22 protein-coding genes and 2 pseudogenes are annotated in these 24,966 nt (G+C 69.4%); 14 read left to right on the forward strand and 10 right to left on the reverse strand.

Annotation, left to right across the window (positions count from 1 at the left end; genetic code table 11):
- The first annotated feature begins 40 nt into the window (after positions 1–40).
- Complete coding sequence (locus AC3ETA_RS20215; protein WP_432194359.1) at positions 41–313, forward strand: hypothetical protein; 273 nt, start codon at positions 41–43, stop codon at positions 311–313.
- Complete coding sequence (locus AC3ETA_RS20220; RefSeq protein ID WP_432194357.1) at positions 313–1,161, forward strand: MFS transporter; 849 nt, start codon at positions 313–315, stop codon at positions 1,159–1,161. Before AC3ETA_RS20215 ends, AC3ETA_RS20220 begins: the two co-directional genes overlap by 1 nt.
- Before the next feature lie 48 nt (positions 1,162–1,209).
- Here AC3ETA_RS20220 and AC3ETA_RS20225 read toward each other — a convergent pair whose 3' ends face one another.
- The 3 genes from AC3ETA_RS20225 to AC3ETA_RS20235 are packed head-to-tail and all read right to left on the reverse strand — an operon-like array spanning position 1,210 to position 3,986.
- Positions 1,210–1,896: a GntR family transcriptional regulator gene (locus AC3ETA_RS20225; protein ID WP_432194308.1), complete on the reverse strand. Its 687-nt coding sequence runs from the start codon at positions 1,894–1,896 to the stop codon at positions 1,210–1,212.
- A 27-nt stretch (positions 1,897–1,923) separates the two neighbouring features.
- Complete coding sequence (cuyB, locus tag AC3ETA_RS20230; RefSeq protein WP_432194309.1) at positions 1,924–2,655, reverse strand: cysteate racemase; 732 nt, start codon at positions 2,653–2,655, stop codon at positions 1,924–1,926.
- Entirely contained in the window at positions 2,652–3,986 is a 1,335-nt protein-coding gene (locus tag AC3ETA_RS20235) for a dicarboxylate/amino acid:cation symporter (protein ID WP_432194310.1), read from the reverse strand. Before AC3ETA_RS20235 ends, cuyB begins: the two co-directional genes overlap by 4 nt.
- Before the next feature lie 139 nt (positions 3,987–4,125).
- On the opposite strand from AC3ETA_RS20235, the gene aspA reads away from it, so the two are divergent.
- Positions 4,126–5,550 carry an aspartate ammonia-lyase gene (aspA, locus tag AC3ETA_RS20240; protein WP_432194311.1) on the forward strand — a complete coding sequence of 475 codons (1,425 nt, stop codon included), beginning with the start codon at positions 4,126–4,128 and terminating at the stop codon, positions 5,548–5,550.
- 354 nt (positions 5,551–5,904) lie between these two features.
- Here the strand turns inward: aspA and AC3ETA_RS20245 are convergent, their stop codons facing one another.
- Positions 5,905–6,660 (reverse strand): dienelactone hydrolase family protein, encoded by a 756-nt coding sequence (locus tag AC3ETA_RS20245; protein WP_432194312.1) that lies wholly within the window; start codon positions 6,658–6,660, stop codon positions 5,905–5,907.
- A gap of 31 nt (positions 6,661–6,691) precedes the next feature.
- Here AC3ETA_RS20245 and AC3ETA_RS20250 point away from each other — a divergent pair, with 31 nt between their 5' ends.
- The 5 genes and pseudogenes from AC3ETA_RS20250 to AC3ETA_RS20270 all read left to right on the forward strand — a co-directional run bounded on the left by AC3ETA_RS20250 (position 6,692) and on the right by AC3ETA_RS20270 (position 10,372).
- A complete protein-coding gene (locus AC3ETA_RS20250; RefSeq protein WP_432194313.1) occupies positions 6,692–7,411 on the forward strand; it encodes a TetR/AcrR family transcriptional regulator in 720 nt (239 codons plus the stop codon).
- A gap of 285 nt (positions 7,412–7,696) precedes the next feature.
- Positions 7,697–8,090: pseudogene (locus tag AC3ETA_RS20255) on the forward strand ((2Fe-2S)-binding protein); the annotation flags it as partial.
- Positions 8,091–8,093: 3 nt separating this feature from the next.
- Complete coding sequence (locus AC3ETA_RS20260; protein WP_432194358.1) at positions 8,094–8,735, forward strand: hypothetical protein; 642 nt, start codon at positions 8,094–8,096, stop codon at positions 8,733–8,735.
- Positions 8,638–9,204: pseudogene (locus AC3ETA_RS20265) on the forward strand (molybdopterin cofactor-binding domain-containing protein); the annotation flags it as partial. The gene AC3ETA_RS20260 and the pseudogene AC3ETA_RS20265, both read left to right, overlap by 98 nt.
- 172 nt (positions 9,205–9,376) lie before the next feature.
- On the forward strand, positions 9,377–10,372 hold the full coding sequence (locus AC3ETA_RS20270) for a xanthine dehydrogenase family protein molybdopterin-binding subunit (protein WP_432194314.1): 996 nt from the start codon (positions 9,377–9,379) through the stop codon (positions 10,370–10,372).
- Between the two features lie 527 nt (positions 10,373–10,899).
- Here AC3ETA_RS20270 and lgt read toward each other — a convergent pair.
- Complete coding sequence (lgt, locus tag AC3ETA_RS20275; protein WP_432194315.1) at positions 10,900–11,772, reverse strand: prolipoprotein diacylglyceryl transferase; 873 nt, start codon at positions 11,770–11,772, stop codon at positions 10,900–10,902.
- Positions 11,773–11,987: 215 nt separating this feature from the next.
- Between lgt and AC3ETA_RS20280 the strand changes: the two genes are divergently transcribed.
- The 6 genes from AC3ETA_RS20280 to AC3ETA_RS20305 all read left to right on the forward strand — a co-directional run bounded on the left by AC3ETA_RS20280 (position 11,988) and on the right by AC3ETA_RS20305 (position 17,660).
- Positions 11,988–13,220: a sensor histidine kinase gene (locus AC3ETA_RS20280; RefSeq protein WP_432194316.1), complete on the forward strand. Its 1,233-nt coding sequence runs from the start codon at positions 11,988–11,990 to the stop codon at positions 13,218–13,220.
- Positions 13,217–13,855, forward strand: coding sequence for a response regulator (locus AC3ETA_RS20285; protein ID WP_432194317.1), 639 nt, complete (start codon positions 13,217–13,219; stop codon positions 13,853–13,855). The genes AC3ETA_RS20280 and AC3ETA_RS20285 overlap by 4 nt, the downstream gene beginning before the upstream one ends.
- Positions 13,856–14,066: 211 nt before the next feature.
- On the forward strand, positions 14,067–14,849 hold the full coding sequence (locus tag AC3ETA_RS20290) for an IclR family transcriptional regulator (RefSeq protein ID WP_432194318.1): 783 nt from the start codon (positions 14,067–14,069) through the stop codon (positions 14,847–14,849).
- A 68-nt stretch (positions 14,850–14,917) separates the two neighbouring features.
- Entirely contained in the window at positions 14,918–15,919 is a 1,002-nt protein-coding gene (locus tag AC3ETA_RS20295) for a PDR/VanB family oxidoreductase (RefSeq protein WP_432194319.1), read from the forward strand.
- Between the two features lie 68 nt (positions 15,920–15,987).
- The gene (locus AC3ETA_RS20300; protein ID WP_432194320.1) at positions 15,988–17,202 is read left to right on the forward strand and encodes a cytochrome P450; all 1,215 of its coding nucleotides are present in this window, start codon (positions 15,988–15,990) and stop codon (positions 17,200–17,202) included.
- A 128-nt stretch (positions 17,203–17,330) separates the two neighbouring features.
- A complete protein-coding gene (locus tag AC3ETA_RS20305; protein ID WP_432194321.1) occupies positions 17,331–17,660 on the forward strand; it encodes a hypothetical protein in 330 nt (109 codons plus the stop codon).
- 154 nt (positions 17,661–17,814) lie between these two features.
- On the opposite strand, the gene AC3ETA_RS20310 is transcribed toward AC3ETA_RS20305, so the two are convergent.
- The 5 genes from AC3ETA_RS20310 to AC3ETA_RS20330 form a co-directional block, all read right to left on the reverse strand.
- A complete protein-coding gene (locus tag AC3ETA_RS20310) occupies positions 17,815–18,735 on the reverse strand; it encodes a Rossmann-fold NAD(P)-binding domain-containing protein (RefSeq protein WP_432194322.1) in 921 nt (306 codons plus the stop codon).
- Between the two features lie 492 nt (positions 18,736–19,227).
- Positions 19,228–20,418, reverse strand: a complete 1,191-nt coding sequence (locus tag AC3ETA_RS20315; RefSeq protein WP_432194323.1) for a S53 family peptidase — start codon at positions 20,416–20,418, stop codon at positions 19,228–19,230.
- Positions 20,419–20,447: 29 nt separating this feature from the next.
- Positions 20,448–22,661 (reverse strand): hypothetical protein, encoded by a 2,214-nt coding sequence (locus AC3ETA_RS20320; protein WP_432194324.1) that lies wholly within the window; start codon positions 22,659–22,661, stop codon positions 20,448–20,450.
- 121 nt (positions 22,662–22,782) lie between these two features.
- Positions 22,783–23,772: a hypothetical protein gene (locus tag AC3ETA_RS20325; RefSeq protein WP_432194325.1), complete on the reverse strand. Its 990-nt coding sequence runs from the start codon at positions 23,770–23,772 to the stop codon at positions 22,783–22,785.
- A 498-nt stretch (positions 23,773–24,270) separates the two neighbouring features.
- Complete coding sequence (locus AC3ETA_RS20330; RefSeq protein ID WP_432194326.1) at positions 24,271–24,966, reverse strand: TetR/AcrR family transcriptional regulator; 696 nt, start codon at positions 24,964–24,966, stop codon at positions 24,271–24,273.

The following is a 24,966-nucleotide window of genomic DNA, read 5'->3' on the forward strand; positions in this document are numbered from 1 at the left end:
GTCGATCTCGAGCCCCGACCCGACATTCCGTAGTACGGGCATGATCCGCGACATGTTCCCGCCGAGCGACGGGCCAGCGCCCCGGGGCTCGTATCGGCGATCGTGGGCGTCGGCGGAGGCATCGGGCTCCTGGCTGGGCGGACTGCTGGTCGATCACGCCTCGTACCGCTGGATCTTCTGGACCGGAAGCCTGCTGGCCCTGCTGTCGGTCGTCGCCGTACTAACCCTGCTTCCCCGGTCGGTGGGCCAGACCCCGGGCCGGATCGATCTGCCGGGAACCGTACTGCTGGCCCTCGGCATTACCCCCCGCTGATCGCCGTCAGCCGCGCCGGCGAGTGGGGCTGGAACAGCGGGACGCCCCTCGGGCTGATCGCCGCCGGCCTGGCCTTCCTGACCCTCCTGGTGCTGGTGGAGCGGCGCACGGCCGACTCTCTGATCAACATGGGTGTCCTGGCGCGGGGGCCGGTGGCGATGACCAATCTGGCAAGCCTGCTGGTGGGCTTCGGGCAGTTCGGCGTGTTCCTGCTGGGCCCTCGGCTGGTCCAGACCCCGACGGCGACCGGATACGGCTTCGGGGGCGACGCGACCCTGGCCGGACTGGTCATGCTGCCCGGCTCCCTGACGATGCTGGCCGCGGGCCCGCTCTCCGGCCGCCTCAGCACCCGCTTCGACGGCCGAACGCCCCTCGCTCTGGGCAGCCTGATCACCGGCACCGGCATGCTCGGCCTCGCCGCGCGGCACGACTCCCACTTCGCCGTACTGGGCTTCACCACGCTGGCCTTCACCGGCGTCGGCCTGTCCTTCGCCGCCATGCCGAACCTCATCGTCGACTCCGTCGAGCCCGCGAGGACCGGGGAGGTGACCGGCGTCAACACCCTGGTGCGCGCGGTCGGTGCCTCGCTCGGCACCCAGCTCATCGCCGGCGTCCTCGCCAACGGATCAACAGGCCCGCACCCCACGGCCCACTCCTACACCGTGTCCTTCGCCGTCGGCGCCATGATCGCCGCCGCCGCGGCCGTGTTCATACCGAGGCCCCGCGACCGCCACCGGGCACCGGGGCGACCCGAGGAGCCGGGACCTCGCGCCCACACCGAGGACACTCCCCCGGCACCCCGGCCCGAGCCGGGGAAGGACTTCCGCAGTACCTCCCCGGCCGACTGAGCCCGGCCCGGCATGCCTCTTTGGCCATCGTCCACAGCGGCTCGTGTCCTAACCGACGGCCGCATCGGCGAACTGGTTGGTGTCGAAGAGCTTGTTGATGTGGCCACCGAGTTCAGACCAGTGGTGTCCGGAGAGTTCGGCGGCGGCCCGTGCGTCACCGCCTACGCAGACCTCCACGAGTTGATCGTGGTGTTCGATGGTGTTGCGGCCGCCGAGCAGAGTGGAGAACTTGCGGTAGAGGATGCGGTGGATCTGCGGGTGCAACTGCTCGACGATCCGGCTGAGCACGGGGTTATCCGCGGCCGTGATCGGGACGGCGTGGAAGCGGTCGTCCGCGGCGAGTGCGGCGTCAGTGTCGTTGGCGGCGACGGCCCGCTCGAAGTCGCGGTTGGCCTCACGCATGCGGTCCAGGTCCTCTTCGGTCATGACCGGCACGGCTGTCTCGACGGCGAGTTGGTCGAGGGACCGCAGGACGGCAAGGGTCTTCTCGACATCGCGGCGGTTGAGGGTGGTGATGCGGGTGTAGACACCGGGCTTGGCCTCGACCAGGCCGATGTCGGCGAGCCGGGCGAGCGCCTCGCGCACCGGGGTGCGGCTGAGGCCGAGGCGCTCGGCGAGCTCACCGTCCCTGACCTTCTCGCCGGGGACGAGTTCCCCGCGCACGATGGAGTCGCGCAGGCGGTGGAACACCTCGTCACTGAGGAGGCGGCGGGAGACAGGGCGGTCAAGTGACATATTGCGTACAGTACATCGGCTTGCCTCCTATGTGAGCCGACCGGCCCTGCCTTTCACCGCGGCCCGACGGACCAGAGCCTGAGCAAGGACGAGCGCCGGGTCGATCAGGGGGACGTCGACGTTGTCAGCGGGCAGGCCGAGGGGGATTTCGGTGCAGCCTACGATCACCGCCTGCGCGCCCTGATCGGTCAGACGCTTTGCGGCGCGGGTCAGGAGGCCGGTCGTCTCCGTGCCGTGGGTGCCCGCTTTGACCGCGTGGATGGCGGTCATGACCTCGTGGTCCTGACTGGTGGCGTCGGGCAGCAGGAGGCGGATGCCGAAACGGTCCAGCCACTCCTGATAGAGGCCGGCGCGGACGGTGCCCGTGGTGGCGAGCAGGCCGACGGTGTTCACGCTCGGGCTCAGGGTGGAAAGGTGTCGGGCCACTTCACCGATCATGTGGACGATGGGCAGTCCGAGATGGTCGGCGATACGCGGAACGAAGGCATGTGCGGTGTTGCAGGGGATGGCGATGACGGTGGCCCCCGCCTCGCGCAGGACGCGTCCGCCGTCGAGGAGCCAGGGCGTGGGATCGGGGCCGTCCCCCAGCAGGGCCTCGGTTCGGTCGGGGATCGTGGGGTCGGACCAGATCACCGTCCGTAGGTGATCCTGGTCGCTCGAGCCGGGCGTGGTCGCGACGAGCTTCGCGTAGAAGTCCGCGGTAGCCGCCGGGCCCATGCCGCCCAGGATGCCGATGATCTCGGTGGTGGGGACGGTCACTGCACGGTTTCCTTTTGGAGGGCCCTGGCTTCGGGCTCGGCCGGGGTGCGGGTGTCACTGAGGCCGCGTTTGGCTGCGCGCCGGTTCTCCGAACTGTCGACAACGGCGGCGGCCAGCGAGTTGCCGATGACGTTTACACCGGTGCGGGCCATATCGACGATGAAGTCCACGCCGAGCAGCAGGGCGACACCCTCGGCGGGCAGTCCGATGCTGTTGCCGGCGGCGATGAGGACGACGATGGAGGCGGAAGCGACGCCGGCCATGCCCTTGGAGAGGATCACCAGCACGCCGACCATGAGCAGCAGTGCGAGCAGGGACGTGTCGGCGCCATAGGCGTTGGCGAGGAAGACCAGCGCGGCGGCCTGGTAGAGGACGGAGCCGTCGGTGTTGAAGGAGTAGCCGAGGGGGACGACGAACGAGGTCGTCGACCGACTGAGGCCGAAGGCTTCCAGCTTACCCATCAACGGGGCCAGTACCGACTCGGAGCTGCGGGTGACGAAGGCGATTCCCGCCAGGTTGGCGATCGACTTCAGCAGTTCGACGTAGCGGATGCGATAGATCGCGGCGATGAGCGGGAAGAGCACGCCGACGACGATGGCCAGGCCCGCGTACACCACGGCGATGAAGCCGACGAGGCTGCGCAGGTTCCCGAAGCCGTAGTGGGCGACGTCGTAGGAGATGAAGCCGAGCACGCCCAGCGGGGCGATCCGGATGACGTAGCCGACGACCTTGAACATGACCGAGGCGACGGAGTCCAGGACGTTCGCGAAGGGCTCGGACTTCTCACCGATCGCGGCCATGGCCACGCCCACCAGCAGCGCGAAGGTGATGGCCCCGAGCAGGTTGCCCTCGCCGAACGCGGCGAAGATGTTCTTCGGTACGGCGTGCAGGACCAGCTCGTGGAAGTCGATGCCCTGACTCATCCCGTCCAAGCCCTCGGCGTCGGCTCCCTGGACCGGCGCGCCCTTGCCGATGTTCGTGAGCTTGGCCAGGCCCACTGCTACCAGCAGGATGACGGTGGTGACGATCTCGAAATAGAGGATGGCCTTTCCGGCGATCCGGCCGACCTTCTTGACCGACTCCATGCGGGCGATGCCCAGCACGATGAGCGGAAAGACCAGAGGCAGGACGACGACCTGCACCAGGTTCAGGAATACGTCCCCGAGGATCTTCATCTGCTCACCGGCGGACGGGACGAGGGACCCGATGAGGGCTCCGAGACCGACGGCGATGATCGACTGGACACCGATCGGCATCCTCAGACACCGCCGCCAGAACCCCGAGGCCCGGGCCGGTGGGGTGTCTGTGCCGGTGGGGCTGGTGTGTGTCATGTCCGCGAGACTCCCATCATGCAGTATATTGCGCTCTGCGTTCTGGGCGGCAACACTGAGCCCTGGGACGGCCGCCTGTCAAGGGGCCCCGCACCGGCATCCCGGCTGACGACCGCCGGCAACGAACGAGGAGCATCAGATGGCACAGGCCACACGCATGGAGCACGACCTGGTGGGAGACAAGGCGGTCCCCGCCGACGCCTACTACGGCGTACACACCGTGCGGGCCGTGGAGAACTTCGCGATCACCGGGTCGACCATCGCCCAGTTCCCCGACCTGATCACGTCGCTGGCCGCGGTCAAGCAGGCGGCCGCGCAAGCCAACCGCGACCTGGACCTCTTGCCGACGGACGTCGCCGAGGCGGTCATCGGCGCATGCGAGGAGATCCGCGCCGGACAGCTGCACGACCAGTTCGTCGTCGACCCCGTCCAGGGCGGCGCCGGCACCTCCACGAACATGAACGCCAACGAGGTCATCGCCAACCGGGCCCTGGAAATCCTCGGCCACCCCCGCGGCTACTACGAGGTGATCCACCCGCTCGACCACGTCAACTTCGGCCAGAGCACCAACGACGTCTACCCCACCGCCGTACGCCTGGCTCTGGTGATGTCGCTGCGCCGGCTCGGCGACTCGATGAAGGTGCTGGCCGATGCCTTCACCGCGAAGGCGGACGAGTTCACGGACGTCCTCAAGATGGGCCGCACCCAGCTCCAGGACGCCGTCCCCATGACTCTGGGCCAGGAGTTCGCTACCTACGCCGTGATGCTCGAGGAAGACCGACAGCGACTGAACGAGGCCGCCGCCCTGCTGTTGGAGTCCAACCTCGGCGGCACGGCGATCGGCACCGGCATCAACGGTCACCCTCACTACGCCGCACTCGCCTGCGCGTACCTCGCCGAGATCAGCGGCGAACCCGTAAGGCCCGCCGGCGACTTCATCGAGGCCACCCAGGACTGCGGCGCCTTCGTCCAGCTCTCCGGCGTCCTCAAGCGCGTCGCCGTGAAGCTCTCCAAGACCTGCAACGACCTGCGCCTGACCTCATCCGGCCCCACCGCCGGCCTGGGTGAGATCAACCTGCCGCCCGTGCAGGCCGGATCTAGCATCATGCCCGGCAAGGTCAACCCCGTCATCCCAGAGGTCGTCAACCAGGTCGCCTTCGAGGTCATCGGCAACGACCTGACCGTCACCATGGCCGCCGAAGCCGGACAGCTGCAGCTCAACGCCTTCGAACCCGTCATCGCCTACAGCCTGCTGCGCTCCCTGACCCATCTGCGCGCGGCCTGCGACGCCCTGGCCACCCGCTGCGTCCCCGGTATCACCGCCAACCGCGACCACCTGCACGACACGGTCCACCGCTCGGTCGGCCTGGTGACCGCGCTCGCCCCCCACATCGGCTACGCCGCCAGCACCACCCTCGCCCGCCAGGCCCTCGCCACCGGCCGCACCATCAAGGACCTCGCCGCCGAAGCCGGACTGCTCACCACCGACCAACTGGACACGCTCCTGCGGCCCGAGAACCTCACGCGCCCCTCCTTGCAGCCCTCGGCGGCGACCACCCCCTGAACGACGGCACACTGCCGACCTCGGACACGGACGCGGAAGCGGCCGACACCGGGACATGCCAGACCGATTCCCGCCCCGAAGCGCCGCTGCGGACCCAGCGCCGAGGCGGACCGGCAGCCGACGCCGACAGTTCACGTCCGGCGTCGCATCGGGGCGGGATCACCACAGACCGGCCGGTTGCCGCTACCGGACGGCGGACATGTTCGGCTTGCTCTGAAGGGGACCGCATGGCACGCCCCTCCTGCAGGTGTCAGCCTTCATCTGTCCGGGCCATTTGCTTCAGATGCGTGTCGAAGAACGCGTCGATGCGCCGCCACGCGTCGGCGGAGGCTTCGAGGTTCGGACCGACCCCGGTCACGCGGAGCAGCGAATGCAGCACTCGTGGGCCGAACTGGCTGTCAGGACCGCTTCCAACCTGGTCGCAGCGCCCTCTCCGACCGCGAAGTCGCGTCCGCCGAAACTACCGACGACAGGGCACGCATCGGCCACCACCTCGTCGAGCTTTTCGGGCAGGGAGCCGTAGTTGACGGAGGCGGCGTCGAAGTCGCCGCTGCCCGCTGCCATCAGGGCGAAGGACCCGCCCATGCAGAAGCCGATGATCCCGACCCTGCCGGTGCAGTCGGGGTCATCGGCCAGCGCTGCTCTGTCCTGGTAGGACCGCCCCTGACCGGAGGTCGCGGCCTGCATGGTCGGTATCAGACAGCGGCGCGCTCCCCCGTCCGTGTAGAGGTTGGGCATCAGCGTCAGATAGCCCGCTCGCGCCAGCCGTTCGGCATGGCGCAGCAGGTTGTCGTCCACTCCGAACAGTTCGTGAACGACGACAACACCTGGCCACGTGCCCCGGCCGTCCGGGCGGACGAGGCTGCCGGTTAGTCGCCTGGATCCGCCCGCGGTCCTCCGGAGCGGGGCTGGGCGAGAGAGATGAGACGACTGACCGCAGTGATCATGCGTTGACCGAAGGCCGCACGCACCGCGATCAGACACCGAACGGCGGATCGCAAGCAGGTGGGCGAGGGATTCCGGGAGCCCCCTCCCCCCGCTCAGAGAGCAGATGCTCTCTCGCCACTGAGAGCGCTGGTCACGTGGCGGGGGCGACACTGTCAAGAGCATGTGCTCTCAAAGATGTGCAAGCATTCTCTGCATGTCAGCAGAATCTGTACGATCACGCGTGCGGGCCGAGATGACCGAAGAGATCAAGGCAACCGCACGCCGCCAGCTGGAGACGAACGGCGCGAACCTCTCCCTGCGCGCGGTGGCGCGGGACATGGGCATGGCCTCGTCGGCGCTGTACCGCTACTTCGCCAGCCGCGACGACCTGCTCACCGCACTGATCATCGACGCGTACAACAGCCTCGGCGGTGCGGCCGAGGCCGGAGACGCCACGGTCACGGATCGCGCGGACCTGCGCGGCCGATGGCTGGGCGCCTGTCATGGAGTCCGGCGTTGGGCGGTGGCGAGCCCGGCCGAGTACGCACTGATCCATGGCAGCCCGGTACCCGGCTACACCGCCCCGCCGGACACCCTGCCCGCCGCCACACGCGCGCCCCGAGCACTGCTGCGGATCCTCACGGACGGCCTGAGCAACGGCACACTGCCCGACCCTGGCCCGCGCGGAATACCGGCCCCCGTGCTGGCCGATCTGACTCGCATCCGAGAGCAGCATCTGATCACACTCCCAGAGGCGCTACTGGCTCGCGGTTTCCTCGGCTGGACCCATCTCGTCGGCGCCCTCAGCTTCGAGATCTTCGGCCAGCTCAACGACGTCATCGAGGCCCGCGAGGACTACTTCGACCATCAGATGCGCCAGGTGGCGGATCTGATCGGCCTACAGACGACGAGTGCGTCGAACCGAAGGGGATGACCGACCGCCATTCACGACTCGCCGCCGTCACAAGGATCTCACGCCACCCCCAGAGAGAGCGGTCGAGCTTGATAGAGAGCGCGTGCTCTTGACAGCGACCGCCCACTGGCGTGCCTATTCGGTCGCGACAGAGAGCACTCGCTCTCCCATGGAGGCAATCCCGACCGTCGTCCTCCCGGTGCTCCGCGCTTGGTCCGCTGTGTGACACCGCTCAGCTGAGCCCGTGCCAGGCGGTCCACCAGGAACCGGGCCCGGGAACGGAGCGACGACGTGACCGAAGTGCGTATACGGATCAACGGGGACGAAGAGTCGCTGGATGTGCAGCCATGGGTCAGCCTGCTGGGTTGCGCGAGCACCTCGGGCTCTCGGGCACGAAGAAGGGCTGCGCCCAGGGTGCCTGCGGCGCGTGCACCGTGCTTGTCGACGGTGAGCGGATCAACTCCTGCCTGGCCCTGGCCGTTCAGTACGACGGCCGGGAGATCACCACCATCGAGGGCATCGCCGGCGGACACCGCACCGAGAGCGCCGAACGCGCCCGCGCGCTGCAGGCGGCGTTCATCAGAACGACGGGTTCCAGTGCGGCTACTGCACCTCCGGTCAGATCTGCTCCGCGGTGGGAATGCTCGCCGAGCACGAGGCTGGAGCGCCGAGCGCGGTGACCGAGCATCCGGCCGCCTCCGGTGTGGCTGCGAGCGGACCCGCCGATCGCAGCATCGGCAAGCCGGCCGACCGCCTCGACGGTCCGGAGAAGACGACCGGTACCGCCCGCTACTCGGCCGAATACCCCTACCCGGACCTCGCCCACGCGGCACTGGTGCACTCGACGGTCGCCCGCGGCCGGATCACCGGCATAAACACCGATGCCGCGGCCCGGGTTCCCGGCGTGCTGAGGGTGCTCACCCACCGCAACGCACCGGTGCTGAAGCCGACACCGAAGGTGAGCCAGCTCAACCAGCACACCACGGCGCCCGGCACCACGGTCAACTACCTCAACACCGACGAGGTGCACTGGAACGGCCAGCCGGTCGCGGTCGTCGTGGCCGAGTCCCTGGGGGCGGCCCAGTACGCCGCCCGGCTGGTCAGCGTCACCTACGGTGAGCTGCCGGCCGTGCTCGATTTCCCGGCCGAGCAGGACAACGCCCTGCCGGACAAGGGCAACCTGATCGTGCCCGGCAAGGCCGAGAAGGGAGACGCGCAGGCCGCGCTCACGACGGCACCGGTGACGGGTGGACCTGTCGTTCAGCACACCCCAGCACACCTACAACGCCCTCGAACCACACTCCGCGACGGCCGCCTGGGACCGCGACCGGCTGACCGTCCATGAGGGAACGCAGAACATCGACTGGGTGCGCACACACCTGGCCATGAAGTTCGCGGTGCCCCGGGACGGCGTGCGGGTGATCTCGCCGTACGTCGGCGGCGCCTTCGGCGGGAAGTGGCAGATCTGGCCCGGGACGGTGCTGGCCGTCATGGCGGCACGGGTGACCGGCCGTCCGGTGCGCATGATGCTCTCGCGGGAGAGCGTGTACCGCACGGTCGGAGGCCGCACGCCGTCCGTCCAACGGGTCGCCCTCGGCGCCCGGACGGACGGCACCCTGACCGCACTCGTGCACACGGGCATCACGCAGGTCGGGCGGCTCGGCGGCTGGTTCGAACCGGTCACCAGCGTGTCGCGCCACGCCTACGCCGCCGAGAACATCCTGGTCGAACAGACCAAGGCCGTGCTGGACACGCTCCCCAACTCGACGACGCGGGCGCCAGGCGAGGCGATCGGCAGCTTCGCCCTGGAGACAGCGGTCGACGAACTGGCATACCGGCTGGACATCGACCCCCTCGAACTACGGGTCCGCAACGAACCGGAGACCAACCCGCTCAACGGCAACCCGTTCTCCCACCGCACGCTGCGCCGCAGTTACGCGATCGGCGCGGAGAAGTTCGGCTGGTACCGGCGAGATCCGCGGCTCCATGCGGGACGGCAGATGGCTCGTCGGCATGGGCATGGCCACGGCCTACCATCCCGCGCAGGAGTTTGTGAGCAAGCTGACGGTCAAGCTGTCGGCCGACGGCACCGTCCCGGTGCGCTGCGGGCTCCACGAGATCGGCAACGGCGCGGTCACGGCCCAGACCCAGATCACCGCCGACGTCCTCGGGGTACCGCCGACGGCCGTGACCGTGCGGTACGGCACCTCCGACGAACCCACCGCAACCACGGCCGCGGCGTCCGCGCAGACCGCGTCGGTGGCCGCCGATCTGACCGCGGCGTGCGAGAAGCTCAAGCAGAAGGTCCTCGCGCTGGCCGGGAAGTCCGCCGCCTCCCCCTTGCGGGGCCACAGCCTCAACGACCTTCAGGCCCGCGACGGCAGGCTGTACATGACCGGCCGGGCCAGCACCGGGGAGACCTACGCCGCGATCCTGGCCCGCGCCGGACGGGCTTCGGTGGAGGTCGCCGTGGGCGCCGACACGCGGATCGGCAACGTGGCCGGGCAGATGAAGATGATGTCGAAGGTCATACGCAACGACCGGCGCCTCGTCAGGGCCGCCACCGGCGCGCACTTCTGCGAGGTACGCGTCGATCACGACACCGGCGAGGTGCGGATCGTGCGCTGGACCGGAGTGTTCGGCATCGGCACCGTGATCAACCCCAAGCTGGCCGGGAGCCAGGTGCGCGGCGCCATCGTCATGGGCATCGGTCTGGCGCTGGGCGAGGAGACGCTCGTCGACCCGCGCAACGGCCGGATCATGAACCCCAGCCTGGCCGAGTACCACATCCCGGTCCACGCCGACGTGCCGCCGATCGACGTCCGCTTCCTCGACGAGCCCGACCCGACCATGCCGCTGGGCCTGATCGGCGTCGGCCAGGTCGGCATCACCGGCGCCGCCGCCGCGATCGGCAACGCCGTCCGCCATGCGACCGGCACGCGGCTGACCCACCTGCCCATCACCCTGGACCAGCTGCTGTGATCGACATCGCCGCGGAGCTACGGGCGTGGTGCGCCAACGGCCGGCCCTTCGCCCTGGCCACCGTCGTCGATACCAGCGGCAGGGCTCGGCGCCCGCCCGCTCGGTGTGGCCACGGCCGTCGCCGCCGACGGAACCGTACTGGGAGGCGTAGCGGTGTTGGGCAGGGTCCTCACCGTCAAACCGGAAGACGCCGTCCCGTCGTCCAGGGTCCACTGGCCATGGCAGCGATCACTCACTGGGCGCATCTTCCGTAGGCCACTCGATCGTGAAGATCAACCAGTCCTGGCCGGTCGCCATCGGGCAGTCGGCGCCGCGCGATCCGTCGCGGCTGGGCCGAGACGGCCGAGATCAGCCCATGGTCTTGAGTCGAGGCGTTCCTGACGGGTGGCCTGCGAAGTACTGGACCAGACCGGGGAATGTCGTGAGAAACCGTTGCCCTTCTGAATGCTCGAGTTGAGTTTCCGCCGTTCAGGCATGGTTTCGGTGTCGCTCCACCCTGTCGCCGTGCCGCTGACCTGACGGCGTCCCTAGGAGGCGCGCTCGCTCCGGTCACCGACGGTCTGGTAGTGATCCTGGCCTTCGGGCAGAGAGCCTGGGCCGTGCGCGGCGAAGCGCGGCCTCATCACGATGAGATACGTGACGGCGGCCACGAAGATCACCAGCGATGTCCAGTCGTTCTGGCGCAGGCCGAGGATGTGGTGGCTCTGATCCACCCGCAGATACTCGATCCAGAAGCGGCCGGCGGTGTAGGCGGCGGCGTACAACGCGAACGCACGGCCTCGGTCGAGACGGAAGCGGCGGTCGGCAAGGAGGACCAGCGCGACCACGCCGAGGTTCCAGAAGGACTCGTACAGGAACGTCGGGTGGTAGGTTGCCAGGTCCTGCATGGTGTAGAGCCGGTGCTCGGGGTCGATTCTCAAACCCCAGGGCACGGTCGTGGCCTTTCCGTAAAGTTCTTGGTTGAACCAGTTGCCCCACCGGCCTATGGCCTGGCCCAACGCGATCCCGGGGGCGACGGCGTCGGCGAACGCCGGCAGGGCGATGCCCTTGCGGCGGCATCCGATCCACGCACCGACGGCTCCACCGGCGACGGCGCCCCAGATGCTCAGGCCGCCCTCCCAGATGTAGAGGGCCTTGACCGGATCGCCGCCTTCGCCGAAGTACGGCTCGCTGGTGGTGACCACGTGGTACAGCCGGGCGCCCACCACGCCGAGCGGGATCGCCCACATCGCGATGTCCGGCACCGTGGTCTTCTCGCCGCCCCGTGCGACCCAGCGGCGGGTCCCCAGCCACATCGCGGCAGCTATGCCGAGGATGAGCATCAGCGCGTACGCGCGCAGCGGCAGCGGGCCCAAGTGGATCTCACCGGCCGGCGGGCTTGGGATGAAGGCGAGGCTCACTGGCCGTTCCTCACGGGTTGCGATAAGTGCCGCGGCCGCCTGCGAGCACGGTGTGGAGCGGCCATACGGCGTTGTGCCGAACGCCGCCCATCCTCGGCCCGCGCCGCGGGGCTTCACATCGACCAGTCGGTCATCTCGCGTCCGCCGTCCGGTTGACCTCGACCGCACCAGTCGCCCGATCTCGCCCGCTCCGGGCTCCGCCTACGCTTGACGGCATGGCACAGCAGCAGTCCTGGGAGCGGTGGCAGACCGTCTGGCAGCACGCGTTCGTCCTCACCGTGCTCACATTGTCCGTGCTGGGTGCGCTGGTGGGTGAGGGCGTGACCGCCGGTGCGGCATGGCTTCAGGCCGGGCTGGTGGTGGCTCTCGCCGCTTGGTACGGGTACTGGGCCGTAGCACGCGGCAGGGCCGGCCATCCGCCGCTGCCCTACCTCGCCGGAGCCGCGGCGGGGTGGGCGGTCATGGTGGCGGTCAACCCGGCGCTGCTCCCGGTGGGCCTGGCGGTCCTGGCTCCGTACTGCCTACGGCGGGCGGGCTGGTCCGCGGCCTGTGTGCTGGCTGTCGGCGTGGTCTGGCTGTGGCAGCGCTCGGCAACGGACGGATCCGTCGATGTGCGGGACTTCCTGGGCTGTGCGCTGGGTATGGCGGCCGCGGTCATCATGGTCGGTTACATCGCCGTGCTTGAGCGGGAGGGCCACACTCGGCAGCGGCTCCTGGACGAACTCACCGCCACCCAAGCCGAGCGAGCGGCCGCGGAGCGGTCCGCCGGCGTCCTGGCCGAACGCCAGCGCCTGTCTCGCGAGGTCCACGACACCCTGACGCAGGGCTTCGCGTCCATCGCCATGCTGCTGGACGCCGTGCGGGACGACCTCACTCCTGACACTCCGGCGGCCCGCCGTGTCGAGCAGGCCATGCGCACCGCCCGGGAAAACCTCGTCGAGAGTCGACGCCTGGTGCACGCGCTGCGCCCGGCGCCGCTGGAAGGCACACATCTGACGGACGCGGTCCGCGAACTCACCGCACGGCTGGCCGAGGAGACCGATATCGATGCCCATACTACGGTCACCGGCCGACCGGCCGCCCTGCCCTCCGGCACGGAGAGCGAGTTGCTGCGCGTGGTCCAGGAGGCGTTGACCAACGCACGCCGACACGCCGAGGCGGCGAGCGTCTCCGTGACACTGTCCTACCTCGAAGACGTCCTGGCCATCGACGTGCAGGACGACGGCAGCGGCTTCACACCCGCGGCTCGGCATCCGGGCGTGGGGCTGGCCACGATGCAGGAACGCGTCTCCTCCCTGGGCGGCGCCTATGTGGTCGAGAGCGCCCCCGGTGAGGGCACCACCGTCACCGTCACGATGCCGCTCCTGCCCCCGTCTCCGCCCGGCGAGGCGGAAGCCGGTCCCGCTGGGGGCCCGCGGCCTGCCGCAGCGGTGGTGATGGCGCCGTGACCACCCACCAGGTGCGGATCCTGATCGTGGACGACCATCCCGTCGTGCGTGACGGACTGACCGCCGTTCTTTCGACTCAGTCCGACTTCACGGTCGTCGGCGAGGCCGCCTCAGGCACCCAGGCGCTGGATCAGGCCGCCGCTCTCGCGCCGGACGTGGTGGTCATGGACCTGCAGATGCCCGGCATGGACGGCGCCACCACAACGGCCGCCATCCGGACCACGCACCCTGACGTGCGAGTGCTCATACTCACCACCTACAACACCGACGCCGACATCACCGCCGCCATCGACGCAGGCGCGGTCGGCTACCTCCTCAAGGACACCGGGCGAGAGGAGCTCTGCGCGGCCATCCGCACCGCGGCCCGCGGGGACGCGGCCCTGTCCCCCTCGGTGGCCACGAAAGTACTCGCCCATGTGCGGGGCGACAGGGGGGCCGGTCTCTCCGGCAGGGAGGTCGAAGTCCTCTCCGCGGCCGCCCGGGGGCAGAGCAACAAGCAGATCGGCCGCGCCCTGCGCCTGTCAGAGGCCACGGTCAAGACCCATCTGCTGCACATCTACGCCAAGCTCGGCGTCGCCGACCGCACAGCCGCCGTCACCACCGCGTTGGGACGCGGCATCATCCGCATCGACTGATGCCGAGGTTCACGCCGTCGCCTGTCGGAAGAACGTCGTGATGCTGACCTGACCGCAAGCAGTGGGGGAAGCTTCACCGACAAGGACTACGCCGTCGCGCTCGTCGACGAAATCGAGGACCCGCGTCACCTCGACCTGCGCTTCATCATCGGTTGCCGATCGGGCCGTCGCATCCCCTTGACCCGGGGGCGCACCCGCCGATGATGGCAGGGTGAGGACACAGAACGGAGAGTCGGTACTGGCCAGGGCAGCGCGGATCTTCGAGGCCTTCACGCCCGAGGAGCCAGCCCTGACCGTCTCCCAGATCGCACGCCGCACCGGACTGCACGTGGCGACGGCGTCCCGGCTGATCGCGGAACTGGTCACGCACGAGTTCCTCGCCCGGGATTCCGACCGCCGCGTCCGGATCGGTCTGCGCATGTGGGAACTGGTGACGCGGGCCTCCCCTGCCGTGTCGCTGCGCGACGCCGCCATGCCATTCATGGAGGGCGTGCACGATGTGGTGGGCCACCATGTGCAGTTGGGGGTGCTTGACGGCGACGAGGTGCTGTTCCTGGAACGGTTGAGCTCGCCCGGCGCGGTCATCAACTACACACGCGTCGCGTGCCGTCTCCCGCTGCACGCCTCCTCCAGCGGCCTCGTCCTGCTGGCCCACGGTCCCGCCGACGTACGCGCGCGGGTCCTCGCCGAACCCCTGCGCCGGTACACCGACGCCACCCCGGCCACCGCCCCCGCGCTGCGCACCTTGCTCGCCGGCATCAGGCAGCAGGGCTACGCGTACTGCCCCGGATACGTGCACGCGGACGCCCTCGGTGTCGCCGCCCCGGTGCGGGACGAACACGGCGACGTCCTGGCGTCCCTGTCGGTGATCGTGCCGAACGAACCCTCAGCGCGGCAGGTCGTACCCGTGGTGCGGACCGCGGTGCATGGGGTCTCGCGTGCACTGCGGTCACGCGGCCAGGCTCGCCCGCCCGCTTTCCCTCTCACTCATTGAGAATGCCGTCGCGCCCCCGGGCACCGGCCCCGCATCCTTCCGGGAACCCAACGACGGGAGGCGACAGCGTGGTCGGTACCAGCGTGGCCGAGGACGCCGCTCGAGGCGGAAGCCCGCGTAGCGCACGGAACGCGGTGACTCTGGCCGTCACCGGAAAAGAGCAAGTGGCCGACGGCGTCGTGTCGTTGACCCTCGCGCGTCCGGACGGCGCCCGGTTGCCGGACTGGACGCCGGGCTCCCACATCGATCTCATCCTGCCGGAAGGGACGACACGGCAGTATTCGCTGTGCGGCGACCGGTGGGACGCCCGGACCTACCGCATCGCCGTCCTCAGGGAGCCGTCGGGCCGGGGAGGGTCCGCGTATGTGCACGACCGGCTCCGTCCAGGCGACCATGTCGGGGTCGGCGGCCCGCGCAACCACTTCCCTCTCGTCCCCTCCGAGAGATACCTGTTCATCGCCGGCGGCATCGGCATCACGCCCCTGCTGCCGATGATCCGGCAGGCCGAACTGCTCGGCACTGAATGGCAGTTGCTGTACGGAGGCCGGACCCGCGCGTCCATGGCCTTCCGGGCGGAGCTGGCCGCCGCTTACGGCGGACGGGTACATGTCGTCCCGCGGTACGAGCAGGGGCACCCGGATCTGGCCACCTACCTCGGCTCGCCGGCCCCGGACACCAAGGTGTACTGCTGCGGCCCCACCCCGCTGCTGGCCGCCGTGGAAGACGCCTGCGCCTCCTGGGCGCCGCACGCGCTGCGCACCGAGCGGTTCAGTGCGACAGACCGATCCGCACCGGTGCGGGACACCGCCTTCGAGGTCGAGCTGCGCCGCAGCGGGCGGACGGTGACGGTCCGGCCCGAGGTTTCCGTGCTGGACGCTCTGCGCGGAGCCGGGGTGGACGTGCTGTCGTCGTGCGAGCAGGGCACGTGCGGCACCTGCCTGACGCCGGTGGTGGCAGGTGAGCCCGATCACCGCGACGCCGTTCTGACGGACCATCAACGCGCCGCGAACGACTGCATGTTCGTGTGTGTCTCGCGATCCTGCGGGGACCGTCTCGTACTCGATCTCTGAGGCCCGCCCACACGCCGCCCCGCACCGCGGCTTCACACCTCCCTCCCTCACTCACACAAGGAGATGAAATGTCCGATATGCTCGCCCGCCCCGTGGCTCCGCCCGTGAGCGATGCCGATCCCTTCTCCCAGGCGTCCCTGCTCCACCCCGAGCCGCTCCACCGGACCCTGCGCGAGGCGGGCCCCGTCGTGTACCTCTCCCGTTACGACGTCCACGCGCTCGCCCGGTACGAGCAGGTGTACGCGGCCCTGGTGGACTGGCAGCACTTCGAGTCCGGATCCGGGGTCGGCCTGGCCAACTTCCGCCGCGAGGAGCCGTGGCGCGCCCCGAGTCTTCTGCTGGAAGCCGATCCACCGCGCCACGACGCGCCGCGCCGGGTACTGCGCGACATCCTCGCTCCGCCCGCACTCCGCCGCCTGCGCGAGGCATGGTCCGCCACGGCGGAGGCACTGGTCGACCGCGTCCTCGACAGCGGCGAGGAGTTCGACGCCTTCCCAGCACTCGCGGAGGCGTTCCCGTTGCGCGTTTTCCCCGACGCGGTGGGCCTCGGGCCCGACGGCCGCGAGAACCTGCTCCCTTACGGAAACATGGCCTTCAACGCTTTCGGTCCGCGCAACGACCTGGTCGCCGCCGACGCGGACCGCGCCGCCGCGCTCGGAACCTGGGTGGGCGCCCGGTGCCGGCGCGAAGCCCTGACCGGCGACGGATTCGGCGCGGCCGTCTGGGCTGCGGCCGACCGTGGCGACATCACGTACGACCAGGCCCCCTTGGTCGTACGCTCGCTGCTCACCGCAGGCGTCGACACCACCGTGCACGGGCTCGCCGCCTGCCTCTACGCGTGCGCCACCCATCCCCGGGAATGGCAACGGTTGCGTGAACGGCCCGAGTTGGCGCGGGTCGCCTTCGACGAGGCGGTGCGCTGGCAGTCACCCGTGCAGACCTTCTTCCGTACAGCCACCACAGACGTCACCGTGGCCGGAACCACCATCGCCGAGGGCACGAAGATCCTCACGTTCCTCGGCGCCGCCAACCGCGACCCCGAGCGCTGGGCCGACCCCGACCGCTTCGACCTCACCCGCGACCCCTCCGGCCACGTCGGCTTCGGCATGGGCCTGCATCAGTGCGTGGGCCAGCACGTGGCCCGCCTGGAGGCGGAGGCGCTGCTGACGGCGCTCGCCCGCCGGGTCGAGTCCTTCGAGCTGGCCGCCGAGCCGCGCCGCCATCTCAACAACACGCTGCGTGCTTGGGAATCCCTGCCCGTACGCATCCGCCACGCTTCCTGACCCACCCCACTCCACGTGCCCGAGCAGAAGAGACACCACTGTGCCCCAGCACGTACGAGGGGTTGTCGGCCGCTTGAAGGGTGACGTGGTCCGCGTTGAGCGATCGCCGCCCTCCTGCTCCGCCCCGGATGCCCGTCCTCGGGTCCGTCGACTTCGCCGACGCGCTCGCCCGGATCGGCCGCTTCCCCGGCTATCGCGTCACCGTCCCCGACGCCCGCCGGTTGCCGCACAGCCGCCTCGACAGCCGCACCGCAGTGGCGGGCCTCACCCATGACGCTGAGCTCGACGTCCCCGTCCTCGGACGCGCTGTGCGCCTCCCCCTCGGCCATGCGGGCGCATGGGCTCACGACGCACACACCACCGGCGGCAGGCCGCACTCATCGACGCGGGGCTCACCCCCGCGCACTTCGCCCGACTCCACTCCCCGTCGGGCTGGACGTCAGCGCCGTCTCACGTGAAGAGACCGCCGTCTCCGCCGCCGCCCGCGACAACGCCGACAGCCGGTCTCTTCCCAGCATCAGCGAGTCGGTCCACCGCTGGCCCGCAGAACCGGCCGGTACGCATGCCTCCTCCTCCCGCTGAGAGACGCTTCTTCCAGGGCTCGGGGCGCTTTCAGGCGCGCACGAGCCGCGCCGCCTCGCCCAAGGCGTCATCCAGGGACTCGGGCTTGTGACCGAATGTGGCTGCGCTGGCCGTGGAATCCATGACGAACGGGCGGTCCCACTGGTAGTGGGTGATCCTCAGCTCGCGCAGGATCGGCACGGCCACGCCGGCGGTCCACAGCACCGGGTACGGGATCGATGCGAGCTTCGGCGCCGGGGAGCCCGCGAGGTCGGTGAACCGGGCCGCGAGTTGGCGGAGGGTCAGCGCGTCGTTCGACGGGACGTGCCACGGCTTGCCCCAGGCCCGTTCGTCCCCCGCCACCGTGACGAGCATCTTGGCCACGTCGTTGACCGAGGTAAAGGTGTGCGGATGGTCGACCGGCATGGGTGCGACGGCCCGCTTGCCGGCCAGCAGGGGCTTGGCCAGTGCCTGGCTGAAGATGCCGGTGCCTTGGAGGAGGTCGCTGCTGCGCACCTCGGTGGCACGGATCCGCCCGGCCTCGTGGGCGGCCAGCGCGTCCCGCCACATCTGGGCCCGCAGCCGCAGCTTCGGGTGCGCATCCGGCCCGACGAGCGGCGTGCCCTCGGTCATCGGCCCGGCCACCGGTCCGTAGCCGTACAGAGTCGCCATCGAGACGAGTACGGCCCCCGTACGCTCGGCCGTGGCGAGCAGCGACGACGCCACCGGAGGCCAGTCGGTCAGCCAACGGTTGTAGGGCGGGTTCGCGCAGTTGAACAGCGCCACCGCTCCCTCACTGAGGGCGATGAGACGCTCGGCGTCGCCGGCGTCCGCGGCCACTTGCTCGATGCCGGGATGCTCGGGACCGGTGCCCCGCCGGCTCACGAGCCGGACCTGTTCACCTCGCTCGGCCAGTAGCTTCGCCGTGGCCACGCCACTCGCACTGGCACCGACGATCACATGCAGGGACATGGTGATGTGCCTCTCCCTTGTCGGGGAATTTCTGAGAGATCGGATGCACAATAACGAGAGCACCCGCTCTCTCGAAGGTACCACCCTCACAGAGCAGGTGCTCTCCAGACAGCACACTCATTCACGAAATGTGCCGCTCCAAAGGCCCCGCAGGTCCACATGGGATCGTGCGCAGACCGAAAAGGGCGAAGGGATCAAGACCGCAGGCCGCTGCCCACCTGCGGGGTACGGCACCCCCGAGGTGGCGTAGGCCACACAGACCCCATCCGCGCACTTCCCCGCGCTCCGCGCCGTGCGGGCCCGGCGCGCCACTCGCCCGGTGTGGTGGCCGCGCGCACGACGCCGTCGACGGCATAGCGGGACACACCCTCGTGATCGAGGTCATAGAGCCGCGACCCGGTCCGCCGTCGATGCGGCAGACCGGGTCCGTTCAACGAGCGTTACAACTGGGATGGTTGGGGTTGCGGACCGGAGGGACGGCGAGGTTGCCCGTCAGAGCTTGCCGGCGTTGGGGGTGCCGACGCCAGTCGGTCCGTCGTATCCCTTGACTCCGGTGCAAAGGTAGTCCCCGCCGCAGAAGCCGTTGGATCCCTCGACTACGTCGTTCATGTGGGCGGCGTTCCTGTACAGGGGCGCGGCGCTCTCGCTGTACTGCCTGGGGTCGGGGCTCATCGCGATCATGGAGGCGACGAGCGGGGCCGCCAGGCTGGTGCCGCCGGCGGTGATCCATCCCGGCTTGCCGTAGGTGTTGTAGACGTCCAGCCCGCTGGCCGGGTCGGCCATGGCGGCGGTGTCGGCCACCGTGCGGTAGAGGCAGTGTCTGTCCTTCTGGAAGCTGGGCTTGGTGATGTAGGCGGAGCAGGCGCTGCCTGCGCCACTCCAAGCGGTCTCGGTCCAGCCTCGAGCGTTCGAGCTGGTCGCGATGGTGGTGCCACCCACACCGATCACCTTGGCCAGCACCGCGGGGAAAGACGCGGGCTGGTACCCGGAATCGCCTGTCGCGGCCAGGACCGGCACGCCTGGATGGGTGAAGTGCTTCTTGCCGATGGTGGGCATTCCGGCGAACTCGTCTCCACCCCAGCTATTGGATATCACGGTGGCACCGAGGGCGGCGGCGGTGCTCTCGGCGATGGCGAGATCTTCCAGGAGCGCGGAGTCCGCTTCCACGAGCAGGATGTCGCATTTCGGGCAGACAGCCGAAACAGCGTCCAGATCGAGGGCGATCTCGGTGCCCCAACCGACATGACCGGGAGGCATGGGCGAGGTCATGCCACGCTGGTTGACCTTGCGCAGGCAGCCGTTGGCGATGGTGCACGGCGGCATGCCGTGAGTGGAACGATAGACGGCGAGGTCGCTTTCGGCGTTGGGGTTGTCGTAGGCGTCGACGATGGCGACCGTGCGTCCCTCTCCGGCGTCGGCGTCCACCCCATAGGCGGCGCGGATCTGGTCCGGCGTCAGCGGTCCCAGAGACGCGACTGTCGCCGCGGGTTTCGCTCTCATGGCCGTGTGTGTGGAGGCGTCGGTCAGGTACTTGGCGTAGCAGGTGGCGGTTCCCGGAACGGGCGCGGGACAGGCGTCTGCCACCCGTGGGACCGGTGGCGTGGCGGCTGCGGCGGTGGTCGTCGAGCTGACGGCGAGGGTGACGGCTGCCGCCAGCAGCAGCACGATGCGGTGCAGCTTCATCGCGGTGGTTGCTCCTCTCGGGCGGGCGCTCAGGCGTGGACGATGTAGGCGGCTGTCGTGGTCTGCGTGACGGTGTTCCCGTTGGCGTCCCTGGCCGTGACGCGCAGGGTGACCGGCTTGCCGGCGCCGGCTTCGGGGTTGACCAGTTTGACCTTGAAGGCCTGCGGACCGGTGCGGACCACTGTGGCCGGAGTGAAGGTCGTCCCGTCGAGGCTGGTGCTGACTTCCGCGGTGGTGCGGGTGGTGTTGTCCAGGTAGGGCGCGACCGTCAGGGTGAAGTGCGATGCGCCGACCGGGAGCCGGTTGTGCAGGTCAGTGGGCAGGAGCGCGGTGACCTGCAACAGGCCCAGCGTCCGGCATTGCGCCTGATCGGTCGACAGACTGCAGGGCAGTTCCGGGGGCAGCGTTCTGCCTGTGGTGGACGACGAGTCGAAGCCGTACACGGTGACGCCACCTGTGGAGGTGCTGGTCCCGTTGCCGGTGCGGTTCGTGGTCACCTTCAGTCGGTACGTCGTCGGCTTGGCCGGCACTGCGGTGGTGAGGAAGGTCTGGTTGTCGCCACCGGCGACGGTGACCCCGCCCGCGGTCAGCGACGTGACGATCGCGGGGGTGCCGTCGGCCGGGAGGGTCAGGCCGCCGTTGTGACCGGGGACGGTGTCGTTGAACGGCGTCAGGCTGATGTTCATGCCGGTGGCCGTGCGGCATGCCGAACAGGCCAGCCTGTTCGGGTCTTTGCCGCTGTTCCGGGCAAGTCCCGGTGCCAGCGGGCCGCGTAGCCAGTCAACGCTGGACTTCGATCCGACCGGGTAACGCATTCGACCGGCGACCTCAACCATGTTGCCCAGGCCCCCTGGGGCATAGCGGTTACCCATGATCTGCTCGCCCCACCAGACGCCGGTGCCGCCGTTGACGTACTCGGTCCGCCTGGTCGGAGTCTGGAAGTACGCGAAGTACCCGAAGCCGTTCTCGGTGAACGGGTAGTGCGGGACGCGGGCGTTGCCGGTGGTATAGCTCGCGTCGTTGTAATAGCCGGCGTCGATCCTGGCCAAATCCTTCACCGCGATCTTGCTCGTGCCGCTCGCCGGCACCTTTCCGGTGGTCAGGAAGGTCAGGTCGTAGCTGTAGGGGGTGCCATGGGTACGGGCTCCGACGGAGTGGAAACGCGTGTTCCAGTTCAGTCGGCCGTGCTTCACGCTTTTCGACGGGGCATACAGAACGGTCGTGCTGGTGGCGTCGACGAGGTTCTGGACCACCAGTGGATCGCCGTCGTCGGTGACCGGGAACCGGGAGTACTCGAAACCGTAGCGGTCCACCTGTGCGGGTTTCGGAGTGGAGACCGTCGGGTTGATCCGCGCGTCGCGGGCGTCGAAGGACAGTGTCTGCAGGTTCTTGGTCACGGCGAAGTCCGCCACCGGCATCGCGAGGTTGACGGCTGTCGTGTCGGTGGGGAACTGGGTGATGGCCGCGAAGGCGGCGTAGTTGCCCAGCGGCACACTGACCCGTGCCTCGCCGTCGGAGTAGGCGGTGATGCGGCTGTAACGCCGCGAGTCGTCCATGTTGACCAGGGCAATGTAGCCGTAGGGATCGGGGTTCCCGTCGGTGCCGGTCACTTCGATCTTCAGCGTGACCTGTTCGTACCTCGGCGACATGACGGGGGACGCGGTGGTCGACAGCTTGCTCACACCGGAGAGACCCGACGGGCTCTTTCCGGCACGCACCGCCTTGGCCGCGGACAGCAGCGCGGCCCTGAACGCGGCAGACCCCGATGGTGTGACATGACCGGTCACGGTGTCCGAGGTACGTTCGGTGACAGTCAGGCCCGGCACGGCCGCGTCCGCCGATGTCGTGGTGGCAACCACGGTGACCGGTCCCGGCTGTTTGGCCAGACGGGTGACATCGAACAACGACGGATCGACCAGTGAGCCGATCAGTGGCTGGACCTCATTGGGGAAGACGTACTGTGCACCGCCGACCAGAAGAGACTGGAAACCGGTCGTGATGCCGGACCGGTCGGCGGGAACCATGCTCAGATCGGATCGGCCGGTTGGCGCAGTCGACTGCATCAGCACGGAATCGCCGGTGGGCAGCACGACAGCATTGCCGTCCTTCGGTAATGGCGTGGCCGGTGCGGCAGGTGCGTTCGGGATGCCGAGAAGTCCGGCCAGGGCGGCCATGGCGACGCCGACGGCGAACTTCCGGATCCGCTGTGGGGAACGGGGGGACAGGCGTTGCTGGAATTCCATCTGAACTCCTTGCATGGGCTGCGGGCCATTGAACAGCGCCGACGATCACCCTGATGTCCAGATTGGTCATCCCGGCCGAACCGGCCATGAACGCGTGACTCCCGTGCCGCCGCATCGGCACTCAGACAAGCCCTTGGGCCCTTGCGACCAGGCCGAGTTGGAAGCGGGTCGACACCTGGTGCCGATCCATCAGATCGCTGATCCAGCGGCGCACAGTGCGCTCGCTGACGTTGAAGCAGCGCGCCATCGCCGTGTCGCTCATACCGGTTGACATCAGCGACAACAGCTTGCCCTCCCGGTCGGCGCCGCGGTCGGTCCCCGCAACCCCTGCGGACAGGTCCACCGGTGTCGCCGCAGCCCACAGCAGTTCGAAAAGTACCGTCAGCGCGTCGGTGATCGCCGAGTGTGCCACCACCAGCGAGTCGGGTTTGCCGACCCGGGGGGAAACCATCAACGGCAGCATGGCGATCTCGCCGTCCACCAGCCACATCTTCGTGCGGACCTTCGGCAGGACTCGGGCGACCTCGCCGGCGCCGGTGATCATACGCATGTGCTCAAGCCCCTCGGGACTGTTCAGCACCGACGAGTCGTACAACGACAGCACACGGACACCGCGTTCCATCATGGATGCCTGCTGGTCGGCCAGCACCGGATCCGGCCCCACCACGAACGGCGGCGTGCAGATGGCCCATAACTCGCTGCGGGCACTGGCCATCAGAGCGGTCGCCCGGGCGGCCAGCTCGTCCGGACCACGGATGAGCTCGAAGAGCCGGCGAGGATCAGAACGCAGCCGGTTGGCTGCGAAGTCCTGATGTAAGTGACCGGCGATACCGTGGGCCTGGTCCAAGACCGTCTGCGCACGGCGTGCGGCACTCACCAGTGCGACGGTCGGATCCAGCCCGACCCAGCCGGCGCTAGTGCGTCCGATCAGTCCGACGTCGGCCAACCGGTCCAGCGCCGCGGAAACGCCTGCACCGGCCATGTCCGGCGCCTCGGCCGGCCGGGACAACACCGCCTCATAGACCTCACGTTCCAGCGAGTTCAATCCGATCAGGTCCCAGAACCGACCGACATCGGACAACGGTTCACGTTCAGACACGAGGTCGATCATCACACCTGCCGCGCCGACCCGGAAGAGCCGTCAGGGAAGCGCGGCCGTGCTCGTCTCGATGGCGACCCTGTACGGCCCTTCCGCCGACGTCGCCGTGCGCCGGTTTGCATGCCGCCGCCGATGGGGGCGCACTGCGGGGCCGACATCCGCACGGGCCCCGAACTGATTGCTTCTGGGGCTGCGGCCATGCCGCACCGTGGAGCGCCTGTGCCACGCGGCCACAGGGACGCTCGGCGAGTCCCCACCGCGGACGCGACCGGGGCCGGGCGGCCGAAGCCACGCCAGAGCGCGATGCCACAACCTGCCGAAGAGCCGCCGTCGCGCAGTCGCGGGACGGCGGCGTCACCGGAGAAACACACGACCGGCGCCGAACGGCCACCGACCGGTCGGAGCACTCCGCCCGTCCGACCACTGACGGTTCATGCCGCCGGTCATCGGTCGCCGTACGCCTGCACCGCCGCTCGGCCGGGATCCGGCCGCCGTGGCGCGTCAAGGGACTCAGAGCGTCCCGGGCGCAGAGCGGGCGAGCCGGACCATGGCCCGGTAGAGGGTCTGGGGAGCCGGGGCCCGCGGCACGGCCGGAGGTTCGGTCCCGGGAGTCGCGTAGGCGCGGAGCATCTGCCCGACCAGGCGGCGCCAGGCGTCGGGGGCGGCGTCGCCAGTGGCGGCGACGACGCCGGCGTTGGCCATGAGCAGGATGACCATGTCCTCCGAGGTGAAGTCCTCGCGCAGACGCCCGCTGTTCTGGGCACGGGTGACGACTTCGACGAAGCCGTGGTACGCCTCGGCACGCCGGGCCTCAAGTGCTTTGGCGGACGGGAAGGTCATGGTCAGGACGTCGGCGAAGCCACGGTCAGCAGCCTGCATCGCACAGACGGCCTCGACGTAGCGGGTGAAGCCGTGCCAGGGGTCGGGGTCGGCGAGCGCCTCGGTGACGGCGTCGGCGTAGGCGTCCATGCGATCGGCGAAGACGGTGGTGATGAGTTCCTCGCGGCTGGCGAAGCGGCGGGAGAGAGTGGCCTTGCCGACGCCCGCCTCGCGGGCAATGGAGGCCATGGAGACGCCGAGCCCTTCGGTGGCGTACAGACGGCGGGCGGCCGCCACGATGCGGTCGCGGTTGCGTTCGGCATCGGCGCGCAGACCCTGCTCGGGCTGCTGACCTGGGACTTCGGCGGGATCTGCTAGTGCTGTCAT

The organism is Streptomyces sp. bgisy027, from assembly GCF_057710365.1.

What these genes read in the sequence shown, in the direction of transcription:
- AC3ETA_RS20300 (WP_432194320.1), top strand. Translation starts at nt 15,988, where the DNA reads ATGTCCGATATGCTCGCCCGCCCCGTGGCTCCGCCCGTGAGCGATGCC.
- AC3ETA_RS20325 (WP_432194325.1), bottom strand. Translation starts at nt 23,772, where the DNA reads ATGATCGACCTCGTGTCTGAACGTGAACCGTTGTCCGATGTCGGTCGG.
- AC3ETA_RS20235 (WP_432194310.1), bottom strand. Translation starts at nt 3,986, where the DNA reads ATGACACACACCAGCCCCACCGGCACAGACACCCCACCGGCCCGGGCC.
- AC3ETA_RS20270 (WP_432194314.1), top strand. Translation starts at nt 9,377, where the DNA reads ATGCGGGACGGCAGATGGCTCGTCGGCATGGGCATGGCCACGGCCTAC.
- AC3ETA_RS20330 (WP_432194326.1), bottom strand. Translation starts at nt 24,966, where the DNA reads ATGACAGCACTAGCAGATCCCGCCGAAGTCCCAGGTCAGCAGCCCGAG.
- AC3ETA_RS20315 (WP_432194323.1), bottom strand. Translation starts at nt 20,418, where the DNA reads ATGAAGCTGCACCGCATCGTGCTGCTGCTGGCGGCAGCCGTCACCCTC.
- aspA (WP_432194311.1), top strand. Translation starts at nt 4,126, where the DNA reads ATGGCACAGGCCACACGCATGGAGCACGACCTGGTGGGAGACAAGGCG.
- AC3ETA_RS20215 (WP_432194359.1), top strand. Translation starts at nt 41, where the DNA reads ATGATCCGCGACATGTTCCCGCCGAGCGACGGGCCAGCGCCCCGGGGC.
- AC3ETA_RS20320 (WP_432194324.1), bottom strand. Translation starts at nt 22,661, where the DNA reads ATGGAATTCCAGCAACGCCTGTCCCCCCGTTCCCCACAGCGGATCCGG.
- AC3ETA_RS20225 (WP_432194308.1), bottom strand. Translation starts at nt 1,896, where the DNA reads ATGTCACTTGACCGCCCTGTCTCCCGCCGCCTCCTCAGTGACGAGGTG.
- AC3ETA_RS20250 (WP_432194313.1), top strand. Translation starts at nt 6,692, where the DNA reads ATGTCAGCAGAATCTGTACGATCACGCGTGCGGGCCGAGATGACCGAA.
- AC3ETA_RS20280 (WP_432194316.1), top strand. Translation starts at nt 11,988, where the DNA reads ATGGCACAGCAGCAGTCCTGGGAGCGGTGGCAGACCGTCTGGCAGCAC.
- AC3ETA_RS20305 (WP_432194321.1), top strand. Translation starts at nt 17,331, where the DNA reads ATGCCCGTCCTCGGGTCCGTCGACTTCGCCGACGCGCTCGCCCGGATC.
- AC3ETA_RS20310 (WP_432194322.1), bottom strand. Translation starts at nt 18,735, where the DNA reads ATGTCCCTGCATGTGATCGTCGGTGCCAGTGCGAGTGGCGTGGCCACG.
- AC3ETA_RS20245 (WP_432194312.1), bottom strand. Translation starts at nt 6,660, where the DNA reads ATGCTCTTGACAGTGTCGCCCCCGCCACGTGACCAGCGCTCTCAGTGG.